General features: G+C 52.7%; 24 protein-coding genes and 1 tRNA gene. 17 read left to right on the top strand and 8 right to left on the bottom strand.

The window, feature by feature from the left end; genetic code table 11:
• Window positions 1–256: 256 nt before the first annotated feature.
• From fliD to AAFH99_RS14700, 9 genes are all read left to right on the top strand, one after another.
• Window positions 257–1,612 (top strand): flagellar filament capping protein FliD, encoded by a 1,356-nt coding sequence (fliD, locus tag AAFH99_RS14740; RefSeq protein ID WP_406828089.1) that lies wholly within the window; start codon window positions 257–259, stop codon window positions 1,610–1,612.
• A 21-nt stretch (window positions 1,613–1,633) separates the two neighbouring features.
• Window positions 1,634–2,053 (top strand): flagellar export chaperone FliS, encoded by a 420-nt coding sequence (gene fliS / locus AAFH99_RS14735; protein ID WP_043318855.1) that lies wholly within the window; start codon window positions 1,634–1,636, stop codon window positions 2,051–2,053.
• Window positions 2,043–2,429, top strand: coding sequence for a flagellar protein FliT (locus AAFH99_RS14730; protein WP_043318853.1), 387 nt, complete (start codon window positions 2,043–2,045; stop codon window positions 2,427–2,429). The genes fliS and AAFH99_RS14730 overlap by 11 nt, the downstream gene beginning before the upstream one ends.
• Window positions 2,426–3,325 (top strand): flagellar hook-length control protein FliK, encoded by a 900-nt coding sequence (locus AAFH99_RS14725; RefSeq protein ID WP_406828088.1) that lies wholly within the window; start codon window positions 2,426–2,428, stop codon window positions 3,323–3,325. Before AAFH99_RS14730 ends, AAFH99_RS14725 begins: the two co-directional genes overlap by 4 nt.
• Entirely contained in the window at window positions 3,322–3,609 is a 288-nt protein-coding gene (locus tag AAFH99_RS14720; RefSeq protein WP_406828087.1) for a hypothetical protein, read from the top strand. The genes AAFH99_RS14725 and AAFH99_RS14720 overlap by 4 nt, the downstream gene beginning before the upstream one ends.
• Before the next feature lie 507 nt (window positions 3,610–4,116).
• Window positions 4,117–4,419, top strand: a complete 303-nt coding sequence (flhD, locus tag AAFH99_RS14715; protein WP_043318849.1) for a flagellar transcriptional regulator FlhD — start codon at window positions 4,117–4,119, stop codon at window positions 4,417–4,419.
• Between the two features lie 10 nt (window positions 4,420–4,429).
• Window positions 4,430–4,996 carry a flagellar transcriptional regulator FlhC gene (gene flhC, locus AAFH99_RS14710; protein WP_043320298.1) on the top strand — a complete coding sequence of 189 codons (567 nt, stop codon included), beginning with the start codon at window positions 4,430–4,432 and terminating at the stop codon, window positions 4,994–4,996.
• 272 nt (window positions 4,997–5,268) lie between these two features.
• Window positions 5,269–5,568, top strand: coding sequence for a hypothetical protein (locus AAFH99_RS14705; protein ID WP_406828086.1), 300 nt, complete (start codon window positions 5,269–5,271; stop codon window positions 5,566–5,568).
• Window positions 5,569–5,652: 84 nt separating this feature from the next.
• Entirely contained in the window at window positions 5,653–6,351 is a 699-nt protein-coding gene (locus AAFH99_RS14700; RefSeq protein ID WP_051687120.1) for a molecular chaperone, read from the top strand.
• Between the two features lie 3 nt (window positions 6,352–6,354).
• Here the strand turns inward: AAFH99_RS14700 and AAFH99_RS14695 are convergent, their stop codons facing one another.
• Genes AAFH99_RS14695 through AAFH99_RS14680 form a run of 4 tightly spaced genes read right to left on the bottom strand, consistent with a single transcriptional unit; the run spans window position 6,355 to window position 11,658 of the window.
• Complete coding sequence (locus AAFH99_RS14695; RefSeq protein ID WP_156035246.1) at window positions 6,355–7,458, bottom strand: hypothetical protein; 1,104 nt, start codon at window positions 7,456–7,458, stop codon at window positions 6,355–6,357.
• A 19-nt stretch (window positions 7,459–7,477) separates the two neighbouring features.
• Entirely contained in the window at window positions 7,478–8,563 is a 1,086-nt protein-coding gene (locus tag AAFH99_RS14690; protein WP_406828085.1) for a hypothetical protein, read from the bottom strand.
• Window positions 8,550–11,066: a TcfC E-set like domain-containing protein gene (locus AAFH99_RS14685; RefSeq protein ID WP_406828084.1), complete on the bottom strand. Its 2,517-nt coding sequence runs from the start codon at window positions 11,064–11,066 to the stop codon at window positions 8,550–8,552. The genes AAFH99_RS14690 and AAFH99_RS14685 overlap by 14 nt, the downstream gene beginning before the upstream one ends.
• A gap of 25 nt (window positions 11,067–11,091) precedes the next feature.
• Window positions 11,092–11,658 (bottom strand): hypothetical protein, encoded by a 567-nt coding sequence (locus tag AAFH99_RS14680; protein WP_043318841.1) that lies wholly within the window; start codon window positions 11,656–11,658, stop codon window positions 11,092–11,094.
• Window positions 11,659–11,996: 338 nt separating this feature from the next.
• Here AAFH99_RS14680 and gltX point away from each other — a divergent pair, with 338 nt between their 5' ends.
• The gene (gene gltX, locus AAFH99_RS14675) at window positions 11,997–13,472 is read left to right on the top strand and encodes a glutamate--tRNA ligase (RefSeq protein WP_406828083.1); all 1,476 of its coding nucleotides are present in this window, start codon (window positions 11,997–11,999) and stop codon (window positions 13,470–13,472) included.
• 297 nt (window positions 13,473–13,769) lie between these two features.
• Window positions 13,770–13,845: transfer RNA gene (locus AAFH99_RS14670), tRNA-Ala, on the top strand.
• Window positions 13,846–13,983: 138 nt separating this feature from the next.
• On the opposite strand, the gene AAFH99_RS14665 is transcribed toward AAFH99_RS14670, so the two are convergent.
• The 4 genes from AAFH99_RS14665 to AAFH99_RS14650 form a co-directional block, all read right to left on the bottom strand.
• Window positions 13,984–15,426 (bottom strand): O-antigen ligase family protein, encoded by a 1,443-nt coding sequence (locus tag AAFH99_RS14665; RefSeq protein WP_406828082.1) that lies wholly within the window; start codon window positions 15,424–15,426, stop codon window positions 13,984–13,986.
• Window positions 15,427–15,563: 137 nt separating this feature from the next.
• A complete protein-coding gene (locus AAFH99_RS14660; protein WP_406828081.1) occupies window positions 15,564–16,085 on the bottom strand; it encodes a hypothetical protein in 522 nt (173 codons plus the stop codon).
• 178 nt (window positions 16,086–16,263) lie between these two features.
• Complete coding sequence (locus tag AAFH99_RS14655) at window positions 16,264–17,061, bottom strand: LapD/MoxY N-terminal periplasmic domain-containing protein (RefSeq protein WP_406828080.1); 798 nt, start codon at window positions 17,059–17,061, stop codon at window positions 16,264–16,266.
• A 30-nt stretch (window positions 17,062–17,091) separates the two neighbouring features.
• Window positions 17,092–17,844, bottom strand: coding sequence for a transglutaminase-like cysteine peptidase (locus AAFH99_RS14650; protein WP_406828079.1), 753 nt, complete (start codon window positions 17,842–17,844; stop codon window positions 17,092–17,094).
• An 820-nt stretch (window positions 17,845–18,664) separates the two neighbouring features.
• Here AAFH99_RS14650 and galU point away from each other — a divergent pair.
• The 6 genes from galU (at window position 18,665) to AAFH99_RS14620 (ending at window position 23,954) form a co-directional block, all read left to right on the top strand.
• Entirely contained in the window at window positions 18,665–19,576 is a 912-nt protein-coding gene (galU, locus tag AAFH99_RS14645) for a UTP--glucose-1-phosphate uridylyltransferase GalU (protein ID WP_406828078.1), read from the top strand.
• A gap of 167 nt (window positions 19,577–19,743) precedes the next feature.
• The gene (locus tag AAFH99_RS14640) at window positions 19,744–21,186 is read left to right on the top strand and encodes an MBL fold metallo-hydrolase RNA specificity domain-containing protein (RefSeq protein WP_406828077.1); all 1,443 of its coding nucleotides are present in this window, start codon (window positions 19,744–19,746) and stop codon (window positions 21,184–21,186) included.
• Window positions 21,187–21,212: 26 nt separating this feature from the next.
• The gene (locus tag AAFH99_RS14635; RefSeq protein ID WP_406828076.1) at window positions 21,213–22,172 is read left to right on the top strand and encodes a sulfotransferase family protein; all 960 of its coding nucleotides are present in this window, start codon (window positions 21,213–21,215) and stop codon (window positions 22,170–22,172) included.
• 2 nt (window positions 22,173–22,174) lie between these two features.
• Window positions 22,175–22,945: a glycosyltransferase gene (locus AAFH99_RS14630; protein ID WP_406828075.1), complete on the top strand. Its 771-nt coding sequence runs from the start codon at window positions 22,175–22,177 to the stop codon at window positions 22,943–22,945.
• Complete coding sequence (locus AAFH99_RS14625) at window positions 22,942–23,391, top strand: hypothetical protein (RefSeq protein ID WP_406828074.1); 450 nt, start codon at window positions 22,942–22,944, stop codon at window positions 23,389–23,391. Before AAFH99_RS14630 ends, AAFH99_RS14625 begins: the two co-directional genes overlap by 4 nt.
• Window positions 23,388–23,954 carry a glycosyltransferase gene (locus AAFH99_RS14620; RefSeq protein ID WP_406828073.1) on the top strand — a complete coding sequence of 189 codons (567 nt, stop codon included), beginning with the start codon at window positions 23,388–23,390 and terminating at the stop codon, window positions 23,952–23,954. Before AAFH99_RS14625 ends, AAFH99_RS14620 begins: the two co-directional genes overlap by 4 nt.
• Window positions 23,955–23,959: the final 5 nt, after the last annotated feature.

The raw sequence follows: 23,959 nt of genomic DNA, 5'->3' as shown, positions 1-23,959 counted from the left end.
TTGTGTCCCTCTGTGTGTCACCGTTTGAAATTGAGACAACGGCGCTGGCCGTTACCCCATTTTTCGGCCACCTCTGCCGGGACTTTAATTTTTCCGGAAAATTTCTGATTTTCTGTCGGGTACGCTGCGGGTAAACAGAGAGAAGAGGAAACACTAAAGTCTGCTGCAATTCTGCCGATGTGGATTTTATTGGCGATTCTTATGCCGCCGGTAGCCCTTAAGAGGCGCTGAATCTTTTGTATATAAGGAGGGCGTAATGGCCACCATTTCATCCTTGGGGATTGGTTCGGGGCTGGATCTGAGCGGTCTTCTGGATCAGCTGGAATCCGCTGAGCGCCAGAAGTTAACCCCTATCTTGCAGCAACAAAAAAGCTACGAGACCAAAATATCCGCTTTTGGACTTCTGGAAAGCGCACTGGAGAAAGTAAAGGATGCTGCTGTTGCCCTCAGTGAACCGGGGAGCTTCGCCGGCGTAAAAACCAGCCTGAGTGGAGAGGGATTGACCATCAGCGCTAATGAGGATACCCCGGTTGGTACCTACGAGGTTGATGTTGTCCAACGGGCGAGAAGCTACAGTATCGCTAGCACCGGCGTCGTAGATCAGGGTGCTGACCTGGGTGCCGGTAGTATTGATTTTACGCTGGGAAATGGTGAACAGTTTAGCGTTTCCGTAAGTGAAGCGGATAGCTCACTGGAAGATATTCGGGATGCGATTAACGATGCGGATACAGGAGTAATTGCATCCATTGTTAACGATGGCAGTGGCCAGCCTTATCGACTGGTGTTGACCTCCGCCCAAACCGGTACCGAGGCGGCCATTGACTCGGTTTCCTTCTCTGCCGGTGGCTTTGGCGATGCACTTACCCTGGATGCCGCTACCGAAGTTGCGGCCCAGAATGCGCAGTTAGATATCAACGGTATCGCCATTCAGTCTCAGAGTAATCGGGTGGAGGGAGCGATCCAGGGCGTTACCCTGAATCTGGAAGAGACTGGTACCACCACCTTGGAAATTACCAGGGATACTGCCGGTATCCAAAAGAAACTGTCTAATTTTGTCGATGCCTACAATAGCCTGCAGGGGTCCTTATCTGACCTCACTTCATTTGATGGCGCAACAGGTGTTGGCGGTATCTTGCAAGGTAACGCCACAGTACGGGGTGTTGAATCCCAATTGCGGGAGCTGGTGGGGGGATCCCTTGCGGATGATACATTTTCTTCACTGGCCGATTTGGGGATAACACTGGAGGTCGATGGAACGCTAACACTCGACGATGAAAAGGTCACGGATCTCGTTGCCAATCAGCTTGGGGCGCTGTCGAATCTATTCGCTGGGGAATCCGAAGAATCTGAAGGTTTTGCTGATCGGGTAGCGGAGGCTCTCGGCGCTATGATGGATGAGGGAGGCTTGATAGAAAATGCGACTAGCGGTCTTGAGACGAGTGTCGAGGCAATGGGGCAGCGTTATGACCGCATGGAGCAGCAGATTGAAAGTACCATCGAACGTTATCGAACACAATTTAGTCAGCTAGACAGTCTGATCGCGCAAATGAATTCGACGAGTTCATATCTCACGCAGCAGTTTGATGCACTCGCCGCGCAGCTGAAACAATAAGAATATTGAGGAGTTGAGAGATTGTACGCAAAAAGAGTGAATAACCGGGCGCAAGGCGCTGCCAGTTATGCGCGGGTAGGGCTGGAAAGTGACGTACTATCAGCTAGCCCACATCGTTTGATTGTGCTGCTATTTCAAGGCGCAGATACTGCAATTGGCACAGCGATGGTTCATCTGAGAGATGGGAATGTGGCGGAAAAAGGCCGTGCCATCTCGAAAGCGATCGACATTGTGAACAAGGGTCTTCTGGCGGCGCTGGATTTTGAACGTGGTGGTGAACTCGCACAACATCTGGCATCTCTGTACGAATATATTGCGGAAAAACTTCTAACGGCAAACCTGAGAAATAGCGAAGAGGACCTCAACGAGGCGCGCCGATTACTCGGCGAAATTGCCTCCGCCTGGAATGATATAGATCCGGGGACGGCTAATGGAAAATAAGTCCAAAACAAGAGAGTCCTCGTTATCGTCCCCAACGGCAATCCTCGCGGGCTATACAGAGTTACTCGCGCGATCTTCCCGCATGCTCGCCTTCGTACACGCGCGTGACTGGTTCAGGCTGGTAGAAGAGCAAACCAATTACGCTATTGAAGTGGAAACTCTTGCGAATGCGGAAGCTCGGTTGCAACTAAGCGATCGGGAGCGCAAGCGAAAAATGGAACTGCTTGAACAGATCCTGGAACAGGATCTTGAAATACGTCAGCGACTTGAGCAGCGCCAGACTGAACTCCAGGAGTTGATTGGTACCAATACCCGAAAGCGTGACCTGTCCAGAGCCTACGGCACAGTAATACCACTAAATTCCGCGCCCCAATGAGTGGTATCAATACGTTGCTGGACACCCTTCTACACCAGGTGCTCGGCAAGCGCGTTGAAACGGCACCTCGTGATCGCGCGTTGAAACCAGTCAAACCGATCGACGCCACGCGGAGTGTTCATGCAGTGCGTAGTGATGCTCGTCTGAACCAGCATGCTGCGCCACCCTATGCACAGGGTGTGTCGTCCAAATCCGGGGAAATTCGTTTGGGGGCAGTTAGTACTCACTACCCTGTTGATAAGGTATATCTGAGTCGAGCTGCGCAATACATTTCCACTATTCTCGAACGGCAAGTGGTAAGCGCTAGCGTTTCACCTAGCGGGGCAGTTGCTATCGGTGGGTCGGAGGCAAGCGAAGTTGCATCACTGTTGAAAGCAAGTGTTGTGTTCAGCGGCCTATTTTACGAATCCCACCTGGTTGCCTGGTATCGAGGTATTCGGGACAAAACGTTACTTCAGCGGGAGCCTCAAATGGCTCTTTGGCTGAGTGAGAGCAAAACCGATAGCGGCCTGGGTAAAGATCTACAGCGGTTAATTGGTAAGCAATTGGACCTGCTGGCGACGCGCTCACTCATTTGGCACGGAGAGCTATGGCCTGGTGTGTTCGTGGAAATCCGGTTGACCCCGCCATTTGATGAGCAACCTGAAGTTCCCTATCGGCAACCCAGAACGGTCGAGCAGTGTGCTACCTGGCATCTGGAGGTCGCCCTACAAATGGAGTCCCTAGGACCGGTGACCCTTGTTTTAAAGGTGTCCGGCTCATTGCTAGAGCTGGAAGTGAGAGCTGCGACCCAAATAGCGGCTGATCGGATTAATGCCGCGGTTGCTGTTCTGAAAGGCAAGCTCGAGATCGTTAGATTTCATAAGGTGATCATAAATGTCGTGGTTGTCAAATGAGCGATTTGTATGGAAAAGGGCCTGCTGGCGGTGCTTTGTCAAAGGGACTGGACGCAAAAATCGGTACCGATGGTGGTCAGATTATCAATGAGGTCATCGCTGCGGCAGTTAAAGAAAACCTGTTCACCCATCAAGCGCCAGAGCTCTTTGCGTTGCTTGCTCAGTTGGACTGGGGAGAGAAAATCCCGGATGAGGTATTCCAGACCGTAGTGGAATTGGTGGCATGGATATTGGAAGTAGATACTCAGTTCCGAGAAGATCGCCCGAAGTCCCCTAGCGGTTGAGAATGAAAGTCAATTAAGTCTCTTTTTCGTAAATTTCCTACAAAAGTAGTATGCAGAAGGATTACAGTTGTGGTAATTTTTCTCATAAGTTGAACGAACGCACAGTAAAAATGTGACTCAGCTAACGGTTTGGGCTTTAATTTTACTTCGCCGATTAGTTCGCTAATGGCGTTGTGATCTTAAAACCGAAGCTCCAGGGGTTTGTGGAGCGTCGTCAAACATCCATTAACGGTTGGACGTTGAGGCGAAGTGGTGGCAATTTGAGTGGGGCGCTGTGTCAGTTTGCGGGGGGGGTGTTGCCCTGCACTGCACGGCTCAGACTCATACTAGGGAAGGTCAACAGGATGCATGCATCCTGTTGAAAGGATGGCTGAGCGGTACCGAAAGGTAGGGGCCGCTCAAAAATAGAAAGGAGTCAAATGCGAGAAGCCCTTCGACTTTGGATGCATTAAGTGCTTGCCAGAAATTCTGGTTGCCAATAAAAAAGATTGAAGGAGTACGATAGCCATGCAGGATAGTGCAATCAACGAAATTCAAGAGATCAATCTTAGTTACCTGCTTCTCGCTCAGCGCTTACTTAAGGAAGATTTTGCAACCGCGCGTTTCCGTCTCAAGGTGGATGAAACGCTGGCTACAAAAATCGTTTCGCTGACTGCCAAACAGCTCACCCGGCTCGCACGTTCGAACCAGTTTTTATTCAGACTTAATCTGGAAAATCCGATCCAGCTTGAGCAGCTTACTAGCAACAAGCGCGCGGAAAACCTGAGCCATATACATACGGCACTTTTGATGTCTTCTAACGTCAATTGAGTTGTATGTCATGACAGAAAAAAGCCTGCTCAATGAAATGCAGCAAGTTCAGCTTGCGATTGAGTTGATTGAACTGAATGCCCGTTTACAGGTGTTAGAGTCAGAAACCGATCTTAGCCGGGGGCGCCTGATCCGGCTGTATAAAGAAGTGCGAGGAATGTCCCCGCCCAAGGGAATGTTACCTTTCTCGACCGATTGGTTTACCACCTGGATGCCGAATATTCACTCCTCGCTCTTCTACGGAATCTATTTACGCTTGACGGAGGAGCAGGGGTGCGAGCGCATGGAGGGCTTCATCAAAGCATATCGCCTGTATCTGGAGCTGGCAGACGATGAAAATGATGAGCCGGTGCTCGGCCTGACCAGAGCCTGGACGTTGATTCGCTTCTTTGAAAGCGGACTGTTTGAGCTGTCATCCTGTACGAGTTGTAGCGGCAAGTTTGTGAACCACGCGCATACACCGAGTCATAATTTTATCTGTGGTATTTGTCAGCCGCCTTCACGGGCCGGCAAGACTCGAAAGAAATGCGCCGCACTTGCCAAGCATCATCCGGATGTTATTGAGCAACTGGTTTAACGGCGAAGCGAGAGTACGTCACTTTAATCATTGTTTCCCGATGTGAGATTTTTTTCTCACAAAACAGGTTTTGCTCATAAACCTGCTAAAGCTTCTACCTCTTACGTCGATATTATTTTTAATAATGCAGATATCGACGTCGAGCGGTCTGCCATCTCGACTTGTTCCGTAATTCCCTGTCTACACTGAGTGGACCGGGTCGATCGGTTGAATTGGCTTCGGCTGCTTGTAACGGGCTGGAGAACCGTGCTATGGGGTTTGTAAGGTGGCGAGTGTGGACATTGCTATTGGCAGTGGCGATACTGCAGACGCATGGTCACGCACAGACGACGGCTCAGGCGTCAGCGAAAATTACACTGCGAATGCCGGTCAAGACGACTTTCACAACCTCGACCTCCAAAAGTGGCGGCACACTGTGTTTGCACCATTTGCCCTTCAACACATATCAACTCTTTGTTCGCGACCTGGATGCAGCAGCTGGCCCTGAAATGGTGGCGGTAAATATGCGCCAAAACTGCATGCCAGTGTCTGAATCCTCCACGGGTAAAGTCATCTTTATTGTGGCGGAATAAGCGCCGATAGTAGCTCTGATGTAGTTGTGGCGATAGAATATATAGATGCCACTTTCAGACCGAATAGACAGCTGCTCAGAAGCTATGAAAAAGTTTGCATTTCTCCTGCTCCTCCTCATTGCCAACCCTGCGTTGGCAGCAATGTCCCTGGACAAGATCATCGTCTATCTGAACGATCAACCGAACTCCCGAGATGATATTCTGGTTTCAAACCCCGATCAGGAGCCTCTTTACCTGCAAACCGAGATCTTTCGGGTCGATAACCCGGGTCAGCCCGATGAGCAGCGGGTGCGAATCACTGACCCCAAAGATTTCCGCCTATTGGTAAACCCTGCAAAAGCGGTGTTGGCACCTGGAACAAGAAAGCGTTTTCGCTTGATGTCACTGGATAAAAACCTGGACCGGGAAAAGGTCTACCGGGTGACCTTCAAACCGGTGGTCGGTGATATCAAGAGTGACAAAATGGCGTTGAAAATACTGATCGCTTATCAAGCATTAGTATTTGTTCAGCCCAAAAATGGATCCTATGAGTTTGAGCTGTTACGTTCCGGGGAGCAATTGATTCTTACCAATACCGGTAATATCAACGCACAGGTTAGCGAGGTATTCTACTGCACAGACGATGAATCCTGTGAGCCGTTGGATATTACTAACCGGGTATACCCTGATGAGAAAGTGACGATTAATTATGCGCAGCAAGGCCCGAACCCGGGTACCGCATTTTTGCGTTTCAATGCCGCTACGGGAGACGGCTCAACCACGGTCCAGCTTGCCGTTCCTTGAAGGTCATTCCGCCTCAACGGTTAATGTCAGCGTGTCATGGTAGGATGTTGAATCCAATGACTGAAGGCGGTCAGATGGAATGCGCAGTTCCAATAGCATATTCTCATCGGCTCCGGCATTGCACGCTTTTTGCGGGTGCCCATGCCAGGTATTTCGTGTAAACACACCTTCATCAAGACGCGCCCGTCTTCTGGGGCCAATCAGGGCCCAGGTTCTCAAGTCATACTCAATTGTTTGAGCGGAAGTTTGGCTTTTTAGCGCGAAAATCCCACTACCGTATTGACTATCCGCTTTTAGCCGAAATTCAGAGCCATCAGAGGTGTAAACGCAGAAGCGTTGGCTCGCATCTATGTCTTCTCCGGTAGAGATCAATTGCATATCCTCGAGTCCGGTAATCTGGATTCGAGCGCTCGACGTTAGGCGAACGCCAAAGTCGAGTGGCGGGGAAAGGTTGGCTTTACCATTGGAATCTGCTCCCCTACAGTCGCCGCCATTCCAGGTTCCCCTGCATTGGTATAGCGCGAAAGAAAAATTCCCCTCGTATTCACCGGGGGGGAAGGTTCCGGATTTGGGGGTTACGATAATCTTGACCGGAATCTGGGCGCCGTTGGCCGCACCGGAAAATTCCTGACTCTGATTGTTTGCCTGGAATCGATATTCACTGCCGTCGGGCTCATGCCGGAATCGAATGTCGACCGGTATACTTCCCGCGGGCCCTGTAAGGACAAAGTCGCCATCGGCATTGGTATCGCCATAAAGCTCGACCGAAAAACCACGAGGCTCTTCACAATAGGCGGTGGTGTATTGATTGCCCTCCCACCAGGCCCAGCAACTGCGAATTGTAAAAGAATTTATAATTTCCTGGATGTCGCCGCTCGCTTCACTGAGTGAATTCAAGCCGCATATTCCAATTGCTTTGTCTCCCAGACGATCCGGAGCTACAACTTCTGAGCCATTGGAGCAGGGATAGCTGTTATTGGAAGTGTAAGACTGTTGAGCAAGTACAGATTCGGAAAGGCAGGTTGCCGAGAGGATACTCGTGAACCCTGCTACCCGAATAAAACTCCCGGCCAGCCCTGACGTTTGGGAAAAGACTTGAGCAGTCAAGGGATGATGTATTCCCACACTATTCCAGTTCAACCACAAGTGTGAGCGTATCGGTATAAATACCCGCGCGAGCATCGCTGAGCTGGGTAGGGTGGATACGCACTTCCAAAGACATATTCATTCCATGTGCAGTGCAACCATCGACCAGTGCACCCTGCCACGGTCCGTAGGGCGTGTTGTAATCCAGTAGCGTGGCATTTTGATCCTTAGGGCCTGCGAGCACTTCGTAGGGGATCGTATCGGCGCCGTCGCTGAGTAAAAAGGCACTTTCTGCAGTACCCTGTAAACTAAGGGCTCGAAGTGTAAATTCCGCATTGCGGGAATACACGCAGAACGCCTGGTCTGATGAAGTATAGTCGCTAAAATCTGCTGTAAGAGTGACGTCGGACAGGCCGCTGATCCGGATCTTGGGTTCTATAACGAGCCTCACCGTAAAGTCGATCGGGGCGAGCGTGCTTCCGCTGTCAAAGTAGTATTGCCCGGTATGTGAAGCCTGCTCAACGGTAAATTGAAAGGTCTTCTCATAGATGCCGGGGCGAATCTGTGTGGGGTCAGGGATCTGCAACTGTAGCGCTGCTGAGGTCAATCGCACATTGCCCGGTAAATGAGGCGCGGCCGCACTCCACTGATTGGGGGCCAGGTTAATGGGAGGGCTGCCTTCCAGGGTGAGGGTGAAATCTACAGGGAGTATTTCACCGGCGGAATTCCGCAGTTGAAACTGAGTGGCAGCGTCCGGATCGATGACTTGTACGCGAAAGGCAACCGGCTCCCGGCAGCCCCACTGATATTGACTGTTGCTTTGGCGGCCGCAGCTTCGAATACCCATTCCCGGGAAAAGGTTCACGTAAGTGGCATCACCACTATATTCAATCTCTGAGGTCAGCCCTTCCAGGTTACACACACCCAGAAAGTGATCGTAATTGAATGCGTTGGGGTAGAACAGGTAGTACCAGCTACCCCGCTGGTTAGTGGGCCCCTCAAGGCATGGCTGGCTATTGTAGGAGGTACCCGCGCTGCTAGCGCCAGACCACAATATGATCAGGAACATGGTGAGCAGCGCGGTGATGCGGGCTGCCATGGCCTGTGCCATGCTAGCGGACCACATTGGCTACCTCCGACAGACAATGGTTGCGGTCTAGCTCGATGTCACCCAGGTTTATCCAGTGTTCGTCGTGTTGTTGCTGAGTGATGGGAATTTCGCAATTGCCCCACTGAAGTGGAGGAGAGGTACGCGCGCTACTTGGCAGGACGAGTGGCATCTGGAAAAGGCCGTACTCATCGGTAATGGCGCTACGCTCCCCGAACGAAATTTTTACGCCGCCGGCCGGTTTTCCCTGTTTCAGCAATCGGCCAATAACAAGAACGACACTTTCAACCTCGTAGGAGGAGGCCGACACATTTCCTGGATATAGCGTGATTGCCTGTGTCTGTTCCGCAAAATCGTAGAATCCATCGCCCAGAGGGCGTAACGTCAAGTCATACGTATTGAAAGCAGGCAGATTGATTGCCGAAATTTCATCTCCTCGGGCGTAGCCACGGCGTACGCCGTCTACAAGGATCTCGAAATCCTGCGCGGTGCTGCCGTCAATATCGATCAGAATCGCGCTCTCGAGTGCAGATTCCCCACCCCAGGCAAACGACTTGCCATCGGTCATGAGATTGGTGCTGAAAGTCCCGAGGTAATTGAGTGAGTTGGTATCACTCGCGGCGTTGTTATTCCAATCGAACGTGGCGGTTGCCTGACCGCGGTGCCCCGCAACACGGCTTACACTGCGAAGATATTGTTGGTTTTCTGCCAACTCTGCTGAAAAGTTCTGGTCGACCACCATGGACCATTTGTCGCGGTCACTCCAGGAGCTATTGAATCCGGCGAATGGCGTTGTGCCGTCTTCGGTTTGCTCAACTCGAGAGCGAACGGTGTGGCTCCATTGGTCGCCGTGCCGCCGAAACTCAATGGTGGCCCGGGTATATGGAACACCATCCGCATCACTGTGGGATAGGGTCAGGTCACCTCGCCAATAGCGGTTGCTGAAAATACTACGACGGAATTCCAGTGTTTTCAGGCGGTTGGATCCAGTGAAATCGGACTCAAGGGTAAAATCGGTATCTTCCAATGGCACAGCGCGGCTGCGCTCGGTATAGCGTGCGCTCAGCTGGCCCCCAAGAATTGGTGCACTGAGATTTAGAGATCGATTGCTGAATCCGCTGTGCAGAAGGGTGTATTGGCCACCCGCCAAATTTGGCCCCTCATCCAATTTGGTCTCGCTCACTCCAATTGTGAATCGTGACGTTTGCAGAGTGCCATACAGCCGGTGGCCTGTACGGCCATCAGAGAAGATGACGCTTGGGGATAATTCGACATAGGGAAGTATCCAGCGGCCGCCGATTTCAACAGCGGAGTCACTATCTGTACCGGCCACATTACCAAACATGCCGAAGTTGTCGGTCACGCGGCGCGCAGCACCTGCTTGCACGAAATAAGCGTCAAGCTGGTCGGGCAGGGTCTGAGTGGAAGAAACATGGGCAGGCTTGCCTGCTTGCAGACTCCATTGCCACTCATCGAGAGCGGGCAGTTGGGAGTCCTTTGCAAAGAATTCCTGATAGTTGTTGATGAGTCGACCGCTTTCATCATAAGTGCGGATTTCGATTTCGTAGGCACCATCAGGGAAGGTCGATGTATCAACCAACTGGTTGCCCGCCTCCAGCAGGGCGCTATGAATAAGGCGCCCATCTCGCAGCACCTCAATTCGGCCGCGGGTTGGCATGTTGATGTCCACCGCCGAACCGAGTCGATACTCCCGGTCTATTCGGCTGTTATCACTGCTTCTATATTCAATGCCATACAGATAAGGGGCGCTCACAAAGGTGCCAAAACCGGAATATGGCTGGAGCAGGCCTATTGAATAGGCCTGGCCCCGGTAATCTTTGGTCCAGTGCATCCGGTAAATTTGCGTATTACCGGTGTCGTCAACAGTCCAGTTGCTGTGGAGGCCACTTTCCCCAAAGCTCACAATGGTCTGCCCATAAAGGGATGCCGTCTGGGCGCTGTTATCACCTTCAACGCCAGACCAGGTTCCGGTAAGGTTCTGGATTACCGAAAACTCAGACTTGGAGTCGGGTAAGTAGGGTGCTTCGATAGCATCCTGCTGTGGGAGCAGGGATGACGACATGAAAATGTCGATCCGGAATCGGGACTCGTCATAGATGATGCCAAGTTCGTCCGGTTGCAGAAAACCGCAGTTTTGCTGCTGGGTTGTGAAGCAGACCTTGGATGAGTTACGCGCCAGTGGGCTCGACAGTAGTTCCAGCAGGCGGCTGGGGTCGAGCGTTTCGGGTAGAACCTCGGCGGTGTAGGCAGGGTCGCGGAAGGTCACTTCATTCAAGGTGACGGTAACGGGAACGCCACCAAGAAGACGGCCCCCGAAATAAATATCGGCGACGAGTTCCTGCGCTTCAGTAAGATCTGAAAACCCGGGAGGGACACCTGTCTCCAGTACCAATGCTGTCGTTGCTGCGTATGACTCGAGCGCAGCCAACATTCCCAGGCACAGCGAAGACCGGGTGAAAACTCGGAAAAGCATCAGGGCGCACAAGCGCTCGGCAACCACCAGGTCGCCGAGAGCTCATCTCAAATCAGTCAGCGATGGATACGGTGACTGTCAGAGTGTCGGTGTAGTCACCAGACTCAGTGGTGGAACCCCACTGATCCGCAGGAACGCTAACGAACAGCTTGGCGTTGTCGCCGCTGCAAGTAAGGTCGCCGGCTTTTGCGAAAGTGCCTGCAATGGCGCCGGTGCCGTCTGCATCTACGGAGCTGGAAGCAGCAGCAGCGTCATTGGCGAAGCCAACTTCGTAGCTGATACGGTCGGAATTGTTGATCAGCTCAAACGGGGCCACTGCTTCCGCGGCTGGGGTTGGAGCAGTGGTGCCATTGGCGCTGGCGAAAGCAACATCGTACTGCGCGAAACCAACTCCACCTACGCAGAAAGGATCACTGCTGGCAATCGGTTGGCCCGCAATCGCGGAGCTGGCATCGAGAGGGATGTCGTCAAAGTTTTTGGCGACGATCGTAGATGCCACGCTCAATGTAATGTCGACGCTGCCAGAAGAAGCATCGCTGTCTTCTGTACCCTGGGTAGCAGCAAAGGTGTTAGCGCAGAAAAATGCGGCTGCGGAGATTGCAACAATACGCTTTTTCATTATGGGACTCCCTGAACTCTTAAGTGCGATAGTGTTGTCGTTGTGGCTGGGCATTGTGTTGGGTATGCCCTGGCGTCGACTACAGCAAATTGGCGGAAAATTCACCAATCTCGCCGACTGTGGTGCGATCATACCAACTTTGTGAATTTAGTCACAGAAATTTTCTAAAGAAATTTTCACTTTGGTCGAGACTGTTCTGCCGGTCAGCTTGTACAGGTGTTGCGTCACCCGCCCCAATCGTCGGTGCGTTGATCTTTCTCCAGCGATATAATCGCGCGCCGTAAAAGTCTTTCTTCCTTTATATAGTTATTAGTCACTCGCCTAACAACAGGATTCCAATGACCGTTAGAACTCGTATCGCGCCTTCACCCACCGGTGATCCCCATGTAGGCACCGCCTACATCGCCCTGTTCAACCAGTGCTTCGCTCAGGCCCAGGGTGGCCAGTTTGTACTGCGTATCGAAGATACCGATCAGGCGCGCAGCACCCCGGAGTCTGAGCAGGCCATTCTCGACAGCCTCCGCTGGTTGGGGCTCGACTGGCAGGAAGGCCCCGATGTGGGTGGCCCTCACGGCCCTTATCGCCAGAGTGAACGGGGCGATATCTACAAAAAATACTGCGACGAACTGGTCGCCAACGGGCATGCTTTCCATTGTTACCGCACCGCGGAGGAATTGGATCACTTGCGCGCGCAATTACAGGAGTCGGGCAAGGCGACGCTGAAGCCCAGCGACCTGGCGCTGCCTGCTGAAGAGGTCGAGAAGCGCAAAGCCGCCGGCGAGCCCTATGTGGTGCGGATGAATGTGCCAGAGTCCGGCACCTGTGTGGTGGAAGACCTGCTGCGCGGCACCATCGAGATCGATTGGGCCCAGGTGGACGCCCAGGTACTGCTGAAGTCCGACGGTATGCCCACCTACCATCTGGCCAACGTGGTGGACGACCACCTGATGGAGATCACCCACGTACTGCGGGGGGAGGAGTGGATCAACTCCGCCCCCAAGCACAAGCTGCTGTACGAATACTTCGGCTGGGAAATGCCGGTGCTCTGCCACCTGCCGTTGCTGCGCAACCCGGACAAGACCAAACTGTCCAAGCGCAAGAACCCCACCTCTATCCTGTATTACCAGCGCGCCGGTTTTATGCCGGAGGCTCTGCTGAACTACCTCGGTCGCATGGGCTGGTCCATGCCGGACGAGAGCGAGAAGTTCACCCTGGACGAAATGCTCAAGCACTTTGATATCCAGCGGGTTTCTCTTGGCGGCCCGGTGTTTGATGTGGAGAAACTGAGCTGGCTCAACGGCCTGTGGATTCGCGAGCTGGAAGACGCGCAGCTGGCAGATCGTCTGCAGCAGTGGCTGCTCAATCGCGAAAACCTGCTCAAGGTTCTACCGCACGCCAAAGGCCGAATGGAAACCTTCGGCGATTTCGCCCCTCTGGTCAGCTTCCTCGCCTCCGGCAAACTGCCGCTGACCGAAGAGAGCTTCGCCAGCAATAAGTTGGAGCTGGACGAGCAGAAGAAACTGCTGCAGTTCGCGTTGTGGCGCCTGGAGGCCCTGCGTAGCTGGAGCAAAGACAACATCTTCGCTGCGGTGAAAGAGCTGTCCATGCAGATGGACGTAAAACTGAAGGACTTCAATGCGCCGCTGTTTGTCGCCATCAGTGGCACCACTGCGTCTTTCTCGGTCATGGACGCCATGGATCTGCTGGGCCCCGACCTCAGTCGCGCCCGTCTGCGCCAGGCCATTGATGTTCTGGGTGGTGCCGGCAAAAAGGTGCTCAAGCGCTGGGAAAAAGAATACGCTGCTCTGGGTTAAGCCCCACCGTATTCCGTGCGTCACCCCGGGCGGCTTACTCGCCATCCCGGGCTCGACCCGGGATCCAGCTCCGCGGAACCTGGATCCCGATACCGGATCATGTCCGGCACAGGCTCTTCGCCGGGATGACGAAGTGGGAGGGGGCGGTATCACGGTGTGAAGGAGTCGGGGGTGACTGTGACGGCCCGGTTCCTAACTAATTGATTAAAAAGTTATTTTTCTTGTTGACAGTGGCCCGCGCATTGTTAAAATGCGCCCCGCTTTCGACGGAAACGTCATCTGAAAGCCACCCAATTTGGGGCTATAGCTCAGCTGGGAGAGCGCAACACTGGCAGTGTTGAGGTCAGCGGTTCGATCCCGCTTAGCTCCACCAAATACAAAAAGGCCGCATCCGGAAGGATGCGGCCTTTTTGTATTTGGCGTTCCGTCATTCCGGCGTAGGCAGGAATCCAGAGTTTCGGAGTGCTGGATCCCGGGTCAAGCCCGGGATGAAGGAGGCGAGCCGTGCGGGCTATCGCCGTCGCTCACTCTGCATAAATCGCGCCTTCCAGGCCAGTCCCAGCATCATCAGAAAGTACATCGCCGTCGCCGGTGCCTGAAGATGAAAATCCGTGGTCAACATGATCAGCTCCGCCACAATCGCCATCAGGGTAGCGAAAGCCAGGCCCTGCATCAGGCTGTCCCGTCGGGTGCGCAGTGCGGTAAAGGCGTGAAATAAACTCCACATCACCGCCGCCCCCAGCAACAGAGTCGCGGGCAGTCCGAACTCGATGCTGAACTGAAGGTAATCATTGTGGGCGAGATCGTAAAAGGTATTGATGCCCGGCCCCTTCACACTGGGGAACGACGAATAGAAGCTCCCGCCCCCGGTGCCACTTAGCGGGTGCTGCTCGATCAGTGATAACCCGTACTGATTCACTTCATCACGGGTTTCTTTGGTGAATGTCGTTTCTTCGATTTCCTGGCGCAGGCGATCCATCCCAAACCAGCTGCCCACAATCATCAGGTCGATCACCATCAGGCTGGCCAGCAGAATGGTCAGGCTTTTACTGCGGTTGCGGATCAGCAGCAGACCCAGTGCACCCACAATGGAAAGGCTGGCAAAAAATGCCGTGTTGGCCATGCGCGAGTGGGACATCACCAGGCCGATCACCATCATCGCAAGGCAAATACGCAAAACCGCCTTTCCGCCCAGCAGCATATCAATGGTACGCATCAGCCGGTCTTTGAGTTTGCCACCACTGTGGCCACTCAGGCTCGCGATCAGCAGGCCGATACCCAGGCAAAGGCACATCACCAGAAAATTGCCGAAATGGTTTTTATAGCGGAAGCCTCCAGTGGCAATACCGGAATTTTTGAAGCCGAGAATCCAAGTGGTTTCCGCACCGGAGAGTGCCAGCAGCACGCCGTAAAATGCCTGGAAAGTGCCTGCCAGTACCACCACCATCGCCAGCAGGCGCAGCCGTTTGGTGCTGGTTACCAGGGCAAGTAGCAACAGCAACACACACCAGTAACTCAGGCCTTTTATCAGCGCGACATGTGTCTGGTTCGGGTCGAGAGACAGTGTGGCAGTGGAGAGCCCTGGGGCCACGCGCAGGTGTGCCTCGGCGATTGTGGGGGCAAATATTTCCAGCAGGCCGATGGGTAGTGGCAGTTGCTGAATAAAAACCCAAAGTTGAAACAGGCCGAAGATCGCCAGTAAAGGCCAGTAAGGGCGGAGTGCGTGGAGGCCCGGGCGGACCAGGTTCAGCAGCAGCCAGCCCGCGGTCAGGGCAAATACCCACACCTCCATCAGCGACCAGGCCCAGGGTCGGTGAGAGCCCAGGGGAATCGGCAGCCAGAACAGCAGGGCAAGCAGCCCGTAGAACAGCCCGATTTCCAGGCGTGCACTGCCAGAGAGTGCAGGTGTTGGTTGTGAAAGTTCGGGGAAAGACGCGTGACCAATCGCAGACATTGTTAAATCGTTCTATTTATCTGTTGAAGCCAGGGAAGCTGTTCCCAAACCAAAGAGTTCCGGTTTTTAAAATTAAAAAAGGCCCTTGCGGGCCTTTTCTGTATGCGCGGGTTGCACGTGCGGAGCCCGCCTCGCAATTAGTTCGGGGAAGCGGCAGTGCCACCACCGCCGCCACCAGCGCCGGCGCCACTGATCACCGGAGGTGCCGGAGGAATCGGAGTGGTTGGGGTAGAAGTGCTGCTCGCCAGGGAGGAGCTGCCAGCCGGAGGTGCTGCCGCTGCAGTTGCCTGAGAGACCACGGAAGCGTCGGCACCGGCAGCAATTGCGGTGGCGGCAATAGACTGCGGGTTAGCACCGGCAGCCACGGCTGCGGTTACAACCGCTTCGGCAGAAGCCGGATTTGCGGCAACGGCGGCGGCAACAACTGCCTCCGCGTTGGCGCCAGCCTTGATGGCGGCAGTGGCGATTTCTGCCGCTTTTTCAGGGGCGGCTGCCAGCGCCTGCTCCAGGGCTTCCTCGGTGCTCAGGCCTTCACTTTGTGCCAGAGCAATAACCTGATCCATGCTGTATCCAGCTTCGATGTATTGTGCAACATCGGCCATGGCTACAGCGCTCAGCAAGCTCGCACCCAGTGCGATCCCCAGTGCTGACTTTTTCATACGTCCCCCTATTAAAGAACATTGTTTTACAGTGGATTCCATTCAATCTGCGGCCGATTGTAGCGCCCATACAGTAAATGGGAAGGCTGCGCCACAGATAAAGTCGAAAAAAATTATTGCCCAGTGGTAACTGGTGCGCAAAACAGAAAATTATTAGCTCTTAATAGCTAGCGCTCATTCAAGCTTCCGTATGTTTTTTGTGTGGGCGCTTCTCGCGGGCAACGTCTTCTGCTGCTTCCTCGGAAAAAATATTCCCGGCCATGTGCAAATTCAGCTTGCGGGAAAGTGCCTGGAACTCTTCCTGTTCCCGCTCGGCGGATGTCAGTAGCGCGTCAACTTCACGTCTGTATTGCATCAGTGTTTTATGAGACAGCCAAAGCACCATCGCCATCAGCGCAATTCCTGCGCCGCACAGGCCAACCGCCAGGCGCCAGAGTAATTGCAGTGCTGGCCCCGGGTGTCGGCTGACTGCAACCTGTCCTGCAATTTCCCAGCCACTTGCCACTTCAAGTGTGGCAATTGGCGGCTGTATCCGCATAAGTGATGCAAACCAGTCAGGCACACCGGCAAAGTAATCCGGGATTGAAACAGAAACCGGAGCCATCGAAGCACGAGTTTGTTGCGTGCTTGTGACCGTCGAAGGTGGAGCTGCCGAATCGGCGTGGAATTCCCGTGCTGGTGAAAAGGTCACGTTTGAATAAGCACCACTATGGGTCACACCCTGCAGTAGGGTTTGAACGTAAAGCTCGGGAGATGCGCGCTCGCGCAATGCACTACCCAGCTGCGCAGCCAGTAACGCCGCGCTATCGCGGGCCTGATTTGCCAGTAATTGTTGGGACTGCTCGCGGGCGATGAACAGGCCAATCGCGATCGCCGCGCAGAGCCCCAGTAACCACAGCAGCGCCTGCCGCATCAGCAGGATACTGGTATGCCATGGGCCAAAACCGTAGCGACGGTCAGCTCGGAGGTGGGTCACTCGAATCTCCTTGTCTCGGGCAATACCGGACTAATCGAATACGCCTTCAAGTTTCATGCGCGCCATCAGCTCGCTCCACAGTGCCGAACCGGGCTGGTTGCGCACTTTTGTGGCGGTCGCCAGTGAGGCGTTCAGCCACAGTCCCTGTGCGTTAAAACTGTACACCGGTTCCAGATCGGTACGCTCCCGCGCGGGGAGAACATCACTGGTCATATTATCCAGCACCAGTGGATGCTCTCCCGGGTTGGCGGAGTACAGCAGTACCATATGAGGTTGCCCGGCCTGCGCCGCCACCACATAAGTAAGGCGGATTTTCTCTGGTGAAATACCGGCGCTGATCAAACTGAACAGCTTGGCGATGGCGTAGTCCTCGCAGTCGCCGCCGTTGGACGCCAGAAACTGAACCGGCGTTGCCCAGAAGTCCTCCTGCCCCCAATGGGTCCGATCTTCTGCATACGGCACCCGGTTCAGGAAATGGTTTATACGCAGCAGGCGGTGCCACTCCAGTGCCCGGGATTGCTCCTTGATCAGCTGTTGCCAGCGCACTAGGCGCCCGTGGGCGAGGGCGCCGTATTCCGCATGTACCTCTTCTAAAAGAGGCCGGGACAATTTGGGTGCCTGGCCGGGGGTAAAGGCACTCGCGGTGATCATACAACCGGCCGCAAACAACCCAAGCAGTGCGCTGTTGAGCAGACCGCGGTAGCGTCTGCCACCACCAGTGCGTGCATTGTGTTGATGGGTTGCCCGACGGCTCCAGAAACAAAAGCTGCTACTACCAAACATCAGCAGACCTGTATCGTTGCGATCAAAATTCGATCAACCTCAGTACAGTCTGGCACCGCTGGCACAAACCCTTCGGTTCTGGCGCGAATTCACGTTGCCACAGGCGCCGCGACAAATTGATACAAATTCGTGCTCACGCAACGGAGGCGCGGGCTGCAGCAGGCAGAGCTATTCCCGCAGTGTTTCAGATAGCCCTTTGAGGCTATTTTCTAACCGCAACTCCGCACTTTAAGATGAATAAACAGCCGAATGTTCCGGTTGGTATGCAAATTGCCAAAGAAAAAAGTGAAGACTATCGAGAATTCATGGAAAGCCTTCGAGGTAGCATAGGAATATCGGTCTCTGGCACTCAGTGGTTAGACGCTCGCACTTGATCTTGAATTGTCATAAACAAGTGCTAAAGTGTGACTCCTGTCACAACGTCAGCATAAGGCCGTTCGCACCGAATCAGCAGTTTGCGGTGTACAGAGAGCTCAGATCATGGGCCGCTAATGGAGAATGACAAGCCTGCAAAGGCTGCACAATGGAACTGGTTTTGCCTGGGGTGTAACGACGCCCGCCGGCAAAATGGCTTGAGATACTTATTGGGGTCTATCAGGGGGAGGCAACCGGTACCGCCGGAATTGCCAATTATTCAAGCGCTCGCATCATCGCGACGGGCGTCTCTGTAATCCTTCCATGTTTCTTTACTATGCCCGGTTCCGCCCAGTGTGGCTTATGTACCCCTCTCAGATGATCAGGAGTGGTACAACAGGCAAGCGCAACGGCCGGCACTCCGCAATTGCGAGAAACAGTTTTTAAACATTAAGGAAGGTGCATCATGCAGCAAGTAAAAAAAGCCGTTATCCCAGTGGCTGGCCTGGGGACACGTATGCTCCCGGCAACCAAAGCCATCCCCAAAGAAATGCTGCCCATCGTTGATAAGCCGCTGATCCAGTACGTGGTGAACGAAGCCGTTGCCGCCGGAATTAAAGAAATCGTACTGGTTACCCATGCCAGTAAAAACGCCATCGAAAACCACTTCGATACTTCCTTTGAGCTGGAAGCCCAACTGGAAAATCGCCTCAAGCGCCAGTTGCTGGATGAAGTCCGCTCCATCGTTCCGAAAGATGTCACCGTAATTTCTGTGCGCCAGGCCGAAGCCAAAGGTCTGGGCCACGCCATCAGTTGCGCGCGCCCGGTGGTCGGGGACAACCCCTTTGCGGTACTGCTGCCCGACGTATTGATTGATCAGTACGCTTCCGACCTTACCGCCAGCAATCTTGCCGATATGGTGAAAAACTTTGAAGCCAGCAGTGCCAGCCAGATTATGGTCGAGCGTGTCGAGTGGGAAGAGGTGAGTAAATACGGCGTGGTGGACTGTCTGGGAGCAGACCTGCAAACCGGCGGCACCGCCAAAATCGACGGCATGGTGGAAAAGCCGGAAGTCGACGCCGCGCCATCCAATATGGCCGTCGTCGGGCGCTACGTGCTTCCTGCAGAAATCTGGAACCTGCTGGAAAACACCGCCCCCGGTGCCGGCGGCGAAATTCAGCTTACCGATGCCATTGACGAACTCCTCAAACAACAATCCGTTGAAGCCTACCGCATCGTTGGCCACAGCCACGACTGCGGCAACAAGCTCGGCTACATGAAAGCCCAGTTCGAATACGGCCTGCACCACGCCGAAATCGGCAGCAGCCTGAAAGAGTTCCTTGGCTCTCAGAAATCCAAAACCACTGAACCCGCCTAAGGGATCCGGAATAACTGCCCTCCCTTCCTTCGTCATCCCGGCGAAGGCCGGGATCCGGAAAATGATAAATGTAGGAGCCTGCTCGCAGGCGATCAAGGACGATGACCACAAAGGCCCCGCAACAACCGATTGCGAAAGGAGGTACCCCTAATACCTCCCGGGCCCCCGTGCGTTCAAAATCCAATGACCATTTCGGTGCAATAAAGCACCACGGCGCAGTAGACGGCGTAACCGGTTCCTGCCACCAGCTCTACCTGGACGAAAGCAACTCCATCCTCATCGACTGCGGCCTCTTCCAGGGCGCCGAAACCTCACCCGGCGGCAGCCACCACAACCGCCTGGAAATCGAATTCCCGATCGACACCGTAAAAGCCCTGGTCGTCACCCACGTCCATATAGACCACTGCGGCCGCATCCCGTACCTCATCGCCGCCGGCTTCCGCGGCCCAGTCTATTGCAGCGAACCCAGCGCAGAACTCCTGCCCCTGGTACTGGAAGACGCCCTCAAAATCGGCGTAACCCGCAATAAAGACCTGATCGAAAAATTCCTCGGCCGCATCAAAGCCCAGCTGCGCCCGCTGCCCTACAACCAGTGGCAACCCGTAATCGAACATAACGGAAGCCACCTGAATATCCGCCTGCAACGCGCCGGCCATATCCTCGGCTCCGCCTACGTAGAATGCGACCTGAAACACCGCCAACCCGGTCCCGGTATAGACGACCAAAAGCGCCGCACCCTATTCTCCGGCGACCTCGGCGCCCCCAACACACCACTGCTCTACGGCCCAACCCCAAGTGAAGGCTGCGACGAACTCGTCATAGAAAGCACCTACGGCGACCGCATTCACGAAAACCGCGAACAGCGCGCAGAAACCCTGCGCAAAGCCATAGAGCGCGCACTAAAAGATGGCGGCAGCGTACTGATCCCCGCCTTCAGCATCGGCCGCACCCAGGAACTCCTGTACGAGCTGGAAAACATCATCCACCAGCAACAACAGAAGCACGGCGAAAACAGCCCCTGGCACAAGCTCCCGGTAATCGTCGATTCCCCGCTGGCCAGCCGCTTCACCGAAGTCTACCGCCGCCTGGAAAAATACTGGGATGAAGAAGCCAGAGCAGTCGTCGCCCAGGGCCGCCACCCCCTGAGTTTTGACCAGCTGATTACCGTGGACGACCACGCAATCCATCACAAACTGGTCAACCGCCTGACGCACACCAAGCAGCCGGCGATCATTATTGCCGCCAGCGGCATGTGCGCCGGCGGGCGCATCGTCAACTACCTCAAAGCCATGCTGGAGGAAGAACGCCACAACATTATTTTTGTGGGTTACCAGGCCAAAGGTACACCGGGGCGGGATATCCAGAAATATGGGCCGAGACAAGGCTACGCGGAGCTGGACGGGGAAAGATTAAATATCAAGGCCGGTGTTGAAACCATCGGCGGCTACAGTGCGCACGCAGATCAGCAGGATCTCCTGAACTTCATTCAGCAAATGACAACCAGCCCGGACATAGTCCGCATAGTCCACGGTGATGAGCAGGCCAAGAAGGCCCTGTCAAAACAAATTTCGAAGAGTGGCCTGGCCCTAGAAGTCAAAATTCCTTTGTAAGCGAAAAATAATTTGGTAAGCAAAACGTGTCTAAATGTATATTTTTGTTCTCTCTTCCGAGATCTGGTTCAACATACTTGCAAAGAGTATTGGGTACTAGCGATGAAGTAGCGACTACCGATGAGCCTTGGCTTGCAGTGAGTGCTTTGTATGCACTTGCGAATCAAATATATGCGCCGTACGGCTGGTTGGATGCGAGTCGAGCGCTAGAGGATTTTTTTTCGAAATACAGCCAAACGGGCTTTCTGAAGCGAGTCATGAAATCTATATGCGATTACTACATAAGTTTAGCTGAGGGGAGAGAATATTTTTTAGATAAAACCCCTAGGAATTTACTTGTTGCTACCGAGATTTGTGAGAATTCTCCAGAAGAAACAAAGTTTATATTATTGTCTCGCCACCCAGTATCAGTCGTAAAGTCAATGTCTGAGACGTGGTCGGAGGGCCAATGGAACTTCCATAAGTATAAAGTCGATATGGAGGTTTCATTGAATAACTTGATTGATTTAATAGCGCGATACAAAGGGAATCCAAATTTTTTCCACATTCGATATGAAGATCTTGTGGAAAGTAAATTTGAATCAGTTGTTAGCTTGGAAAAGTTCCTTGAGATTGATTTGAACCCGGAAGGATATAAGGATGTTCGCCTTGATGGTGTAATGGGTGACCCAAAACGGAATTCGGAATTTGCAGTGTCGTGCGATACTGAATACTCGTGGTTGCCATTTATTACTAATTCTTTTAGGAAAGGATTAATTTTAAGTTTTATATCTGATATAGGTCGGGAAAAATTTGAGGTTCTGGGTTACAACTATGATGAAACAGTTTCCCGCATTCGTAATAAGAAAGTCATTAAGCAAAAAAAACTAATTTCAGATACTTTTTATTTCATTGCAGGCGTTATATATAACCGTTTCCAACCGAGAGTGGTCGTGGATGCAGTGTCTCGGTTAGCTGGCTCCTCGAAATCTTATATTTACAGGTAATTATGATCTCAGTCGTAACGATAAATTACAATAATGCACCTGGCTTGCTTAAAACGTTAGAAAGTTTGGAGCGAGTAGCGGAATTGATTTCGCAGTTGATAATTGTTGATGGCAAGTCAACGGATGAAAGCCTTGATGTGTTGTCTCAGGTCAACTTGTCCGGCATTGGCGATGTGCAGGTTATATGTGAGTCAGATAAGGGGCTTTATGATGCAATGAATAAAGGGATTGCAGGTGTCTCCGGTCTCTATTTGATTTTTATGAATTCTGGCGATAGCTTTCATTCCCTTGAGTCGTTGGAGAGAGTATCGGTAGCGGCTCAGCGAAGAGCTCCCGATTTTATATATGGAGATTTTATTGAGGTGGGTGGGGATGGTCAAAAATATACGCCTGCTCGTTCTGCGAGCTGGCTTCCATATGGAATGTTTACCTCTCACCAAGCTATGCTTTTTAAAGTCTCCATAATTAAATCATACGCAATGGAATATAATCTGAGCTACAGGCTTGCCGCTGATTATTGTTTTGTGGCCGAGTTTCTTAGTTTATCGAATTCTGTGGAATATGTCCCAGTTCCGGTTTGTTATTTTGATGTCTCAGGTGTCTCAAATACAAAAAGATTCGAAGCGCTTAGGGAAAATTATGTAATCCGTGTGCAGACTCTTAATATGGGGCATTTGAAGGCTGCATTATTATATCTGGCTCATTTTGCTCACTCGCTATTGAAGAGAAATTTTAAAGGCCTGACTGATAGACTCAGGGGGAAGGTGGCATGAGGCGAATTCTGATAGTGTCTTCTCCTGGGGGGCACTCGGTCCAGGCTAGAGTAGTTGAGCGGGGGTTGGCTGAGAGCTTACCAGATGCTGAATTTTTACATTTTTTGTGCGATGGAAGTGAGCGGATAATAAAAGGGGAGTCTTGTAATATTCGAGATTTCAATATTAATAGCATTTTTTTGGGGGGAGCGGCTTTTCGTGGCTCACTAAAGCTATTGCGCGCCTATAGACCTGACGTTGTCATTTCTACGGGCGCGGCGCCTGGTTTGATTGTATGCGTCGCTGCTAAGCTGCTTAATTGTTCTACTATTTGGGTCGATAGTATAGCAAATGTAGAAAGAGTGTCTTTGTCTGGCCGGGTTGCAGCGTGTTTTGTTGATCAAGCGCTTGTCCAGTGGCCCAAGCTCGCAAATAGAAAATTTCAGTTCTTGGGTAGTGTTATATGATTCTTATATCTCTAGGCACACAGCTTCCATTTTCTCGCTATCTGGAGGCTGTTTTTAATGTTGCTGTGAAGGTTCCATTTTTTCAGGGGCAAAAAATTGTCGTGCAAATGGTTGGGGGTGGGAATTTTGGAATCTATCGGGACATGGCAGGATTTTATGATTTAGATGTCGACTTTTACGAGTACTTGTCTGCCGATGATTATGAAGTAATATTTGATCGTTGTGATTTAGTCTTTTCTCATGCCGGTATGGGGGGGATTATTAAATGTTTGGAGAGGGGTAAAAAGTTAGTTGTCTTTCCTCGGCGAAAGGTTTTCGGTGAACATAGGAACGATCATCAGCTTGATACTGCCAAGGTGTTTGAATCTGGGTATCAGAATATTAAAGTTTTGTTTGATGAAAGGGAGATTGATGGTTTTTTCCTTTCATCTGCATTCTCTGATTTTCTAGATTCTGAAGCAGATGGCGATTCGCAAGTGAGCACCTGGAAGATCAATAGAGATAATTTTTCGCGCAACCTATGTGAGCTCTTGCTACGCGTTGGTCGCGGCGGGAATTTATAGAGTCT

The organism is Microbulbifer sp. ARAS458-1 (assembly GCF_045348205.1).
Classification (GTDB): domain Bacteria; phylum Pseudomonadota; class Gammaproteobacteria; order Pseudomonadales; family Cellvibrionaceae; genus Microbulbifer.
The sequence above is the reverse complement of the archived record's forward strand: the minus strand, read 5'-3'. Positions and strand labels throughout refer to the sequence as shown.

What these genes read in the sequence shown, in the direction of transcription:
- flhC (WP_043320298.1), top strand. Translation starts at nt 4,430, where the DNA reads ATGACAGAAAAAAGCCTGCTCAATGAAATGCAGCAAGTTCAGCTTGCG.
- fliD (WP_406828089.1), top strand. Translation starts at nt 257, where the DNA reads ATGGCCACCATTTCATCCTTGGGGATTGGTTCGGGGCTGGATCTGAGC.
- AAFH99_RS14700 (WP_051687120.1), top strand. Translation starts at nt 5,653, where the DNA reads ATGAAAAAGTTTGCATTTCTCCTGCTCCTCCTCATTGCCAACCCTGCG.
- AAFH99_RS14660 (WP_406828081.1), bottom strand. Translation starts at nt 16,085, where the DNA reads ATGAAAAAGTCAGCACTGGGGATCGCACTGGGTGCGAGCTTGCTGAGC.
- AAFH99_RS14620 (WP_406828073.1), top strand. Translation starts at nt 23,388, where the DNA reads ATGATTCTTATATCTCTAGGCACACAGCTTCCATTTTCTCGCTATCTG.
- AAFH99_RS14625 (WP_406828074.1), top strand. Translation starts at nt 22,942, where the DNA reads ATGAGGCGAATTCTGATAGTGTCTTCTCCTGGGGGGCACTCGGTCCAG.
- AAFH99_RS14730 (WP_043318853.1), top strand. Translation starts at nt 2,043, where the DNA reads ATGGAAAATAAGTCCAAAACAAGAGAGTCCTCGTTATCGTCCCCAACG.
- AAFH99_RS14630 (WP_406828075.1), top strand. Translation starts at nt 22,175, where the DNA reads ATGATCTCAGTCGTAACGATAAATTACAATAATGCACCTGGCTTGCTT.
- AAFH99_RS14650 (WP_406828079.1), bottom strand. Translation starts at nt 17,844, where the DNA reads ATGTTTGGTAGTAGCAGCTTTTGTTTCTGGAGCCGTCGGGCAACCCAT.
- gltX (WP_406828083.1), top strand. Translation starts at nt 11,997, where the DNA reads ATGACCGTTAGAACTCGTATCGCGCCTTCACCCACCGGTGATCCCCAT.
- AAFH99_RS14680 (WP_043318841.1), bottom strand. Translation starts at nt 11,658, where the DNA reads ATGAAAAAGCGTATTGTTGCAATCTCCGCAGCCGCATTTTTCTGCGCT.
- flhD (WP_043318849.1), top strand. Translation starts at nt 4,117, where the DNA reads ATGCAGGATAGTGCAATCAACGAAATTCAAGAGATCAATCTTAGTTAC.
- galU (WP_406828078.1), top strand. Translation starts at nt 18,665, where the DNA reads ATGCAGCAAGTAAAAAAAGCCGTTATCCCAGTGGCTGGCCTGGGGACA.
- AAFH99_RS14665 (WP_406828082.1), bottom strand. Translation starts at nt 15,426, where the DNA reads ATGTCTGCGATTGGTCACGCGTCTTTCCCCGAACTTTCACAACCAACA.
- AAFH99_RS14720 (WP_406828087.1), top strand. Translation starts at nt 3,322, where the DNA reads ATGAGCGATTTGTATGGAAAAGGGCCTGCTGGCGGTGCTTTGTCAAAG.
- AAFH99_RS14690 (WP_406828085.1), bottom strand. Translation starts at nt 8,563, where the DNA reads ATGTGGTCCGCTAGCATGGCACAGGCCATGGCAGCCCGCATCACCGCG.
- AAFH99_RS14725 (WP_406828088.1), top strand. Translation starts at nt 2,426, where the DNA reads ATGAGTGGTATCAATACGTTGCTGGACACCCTTCTACACCAGGTGCTC.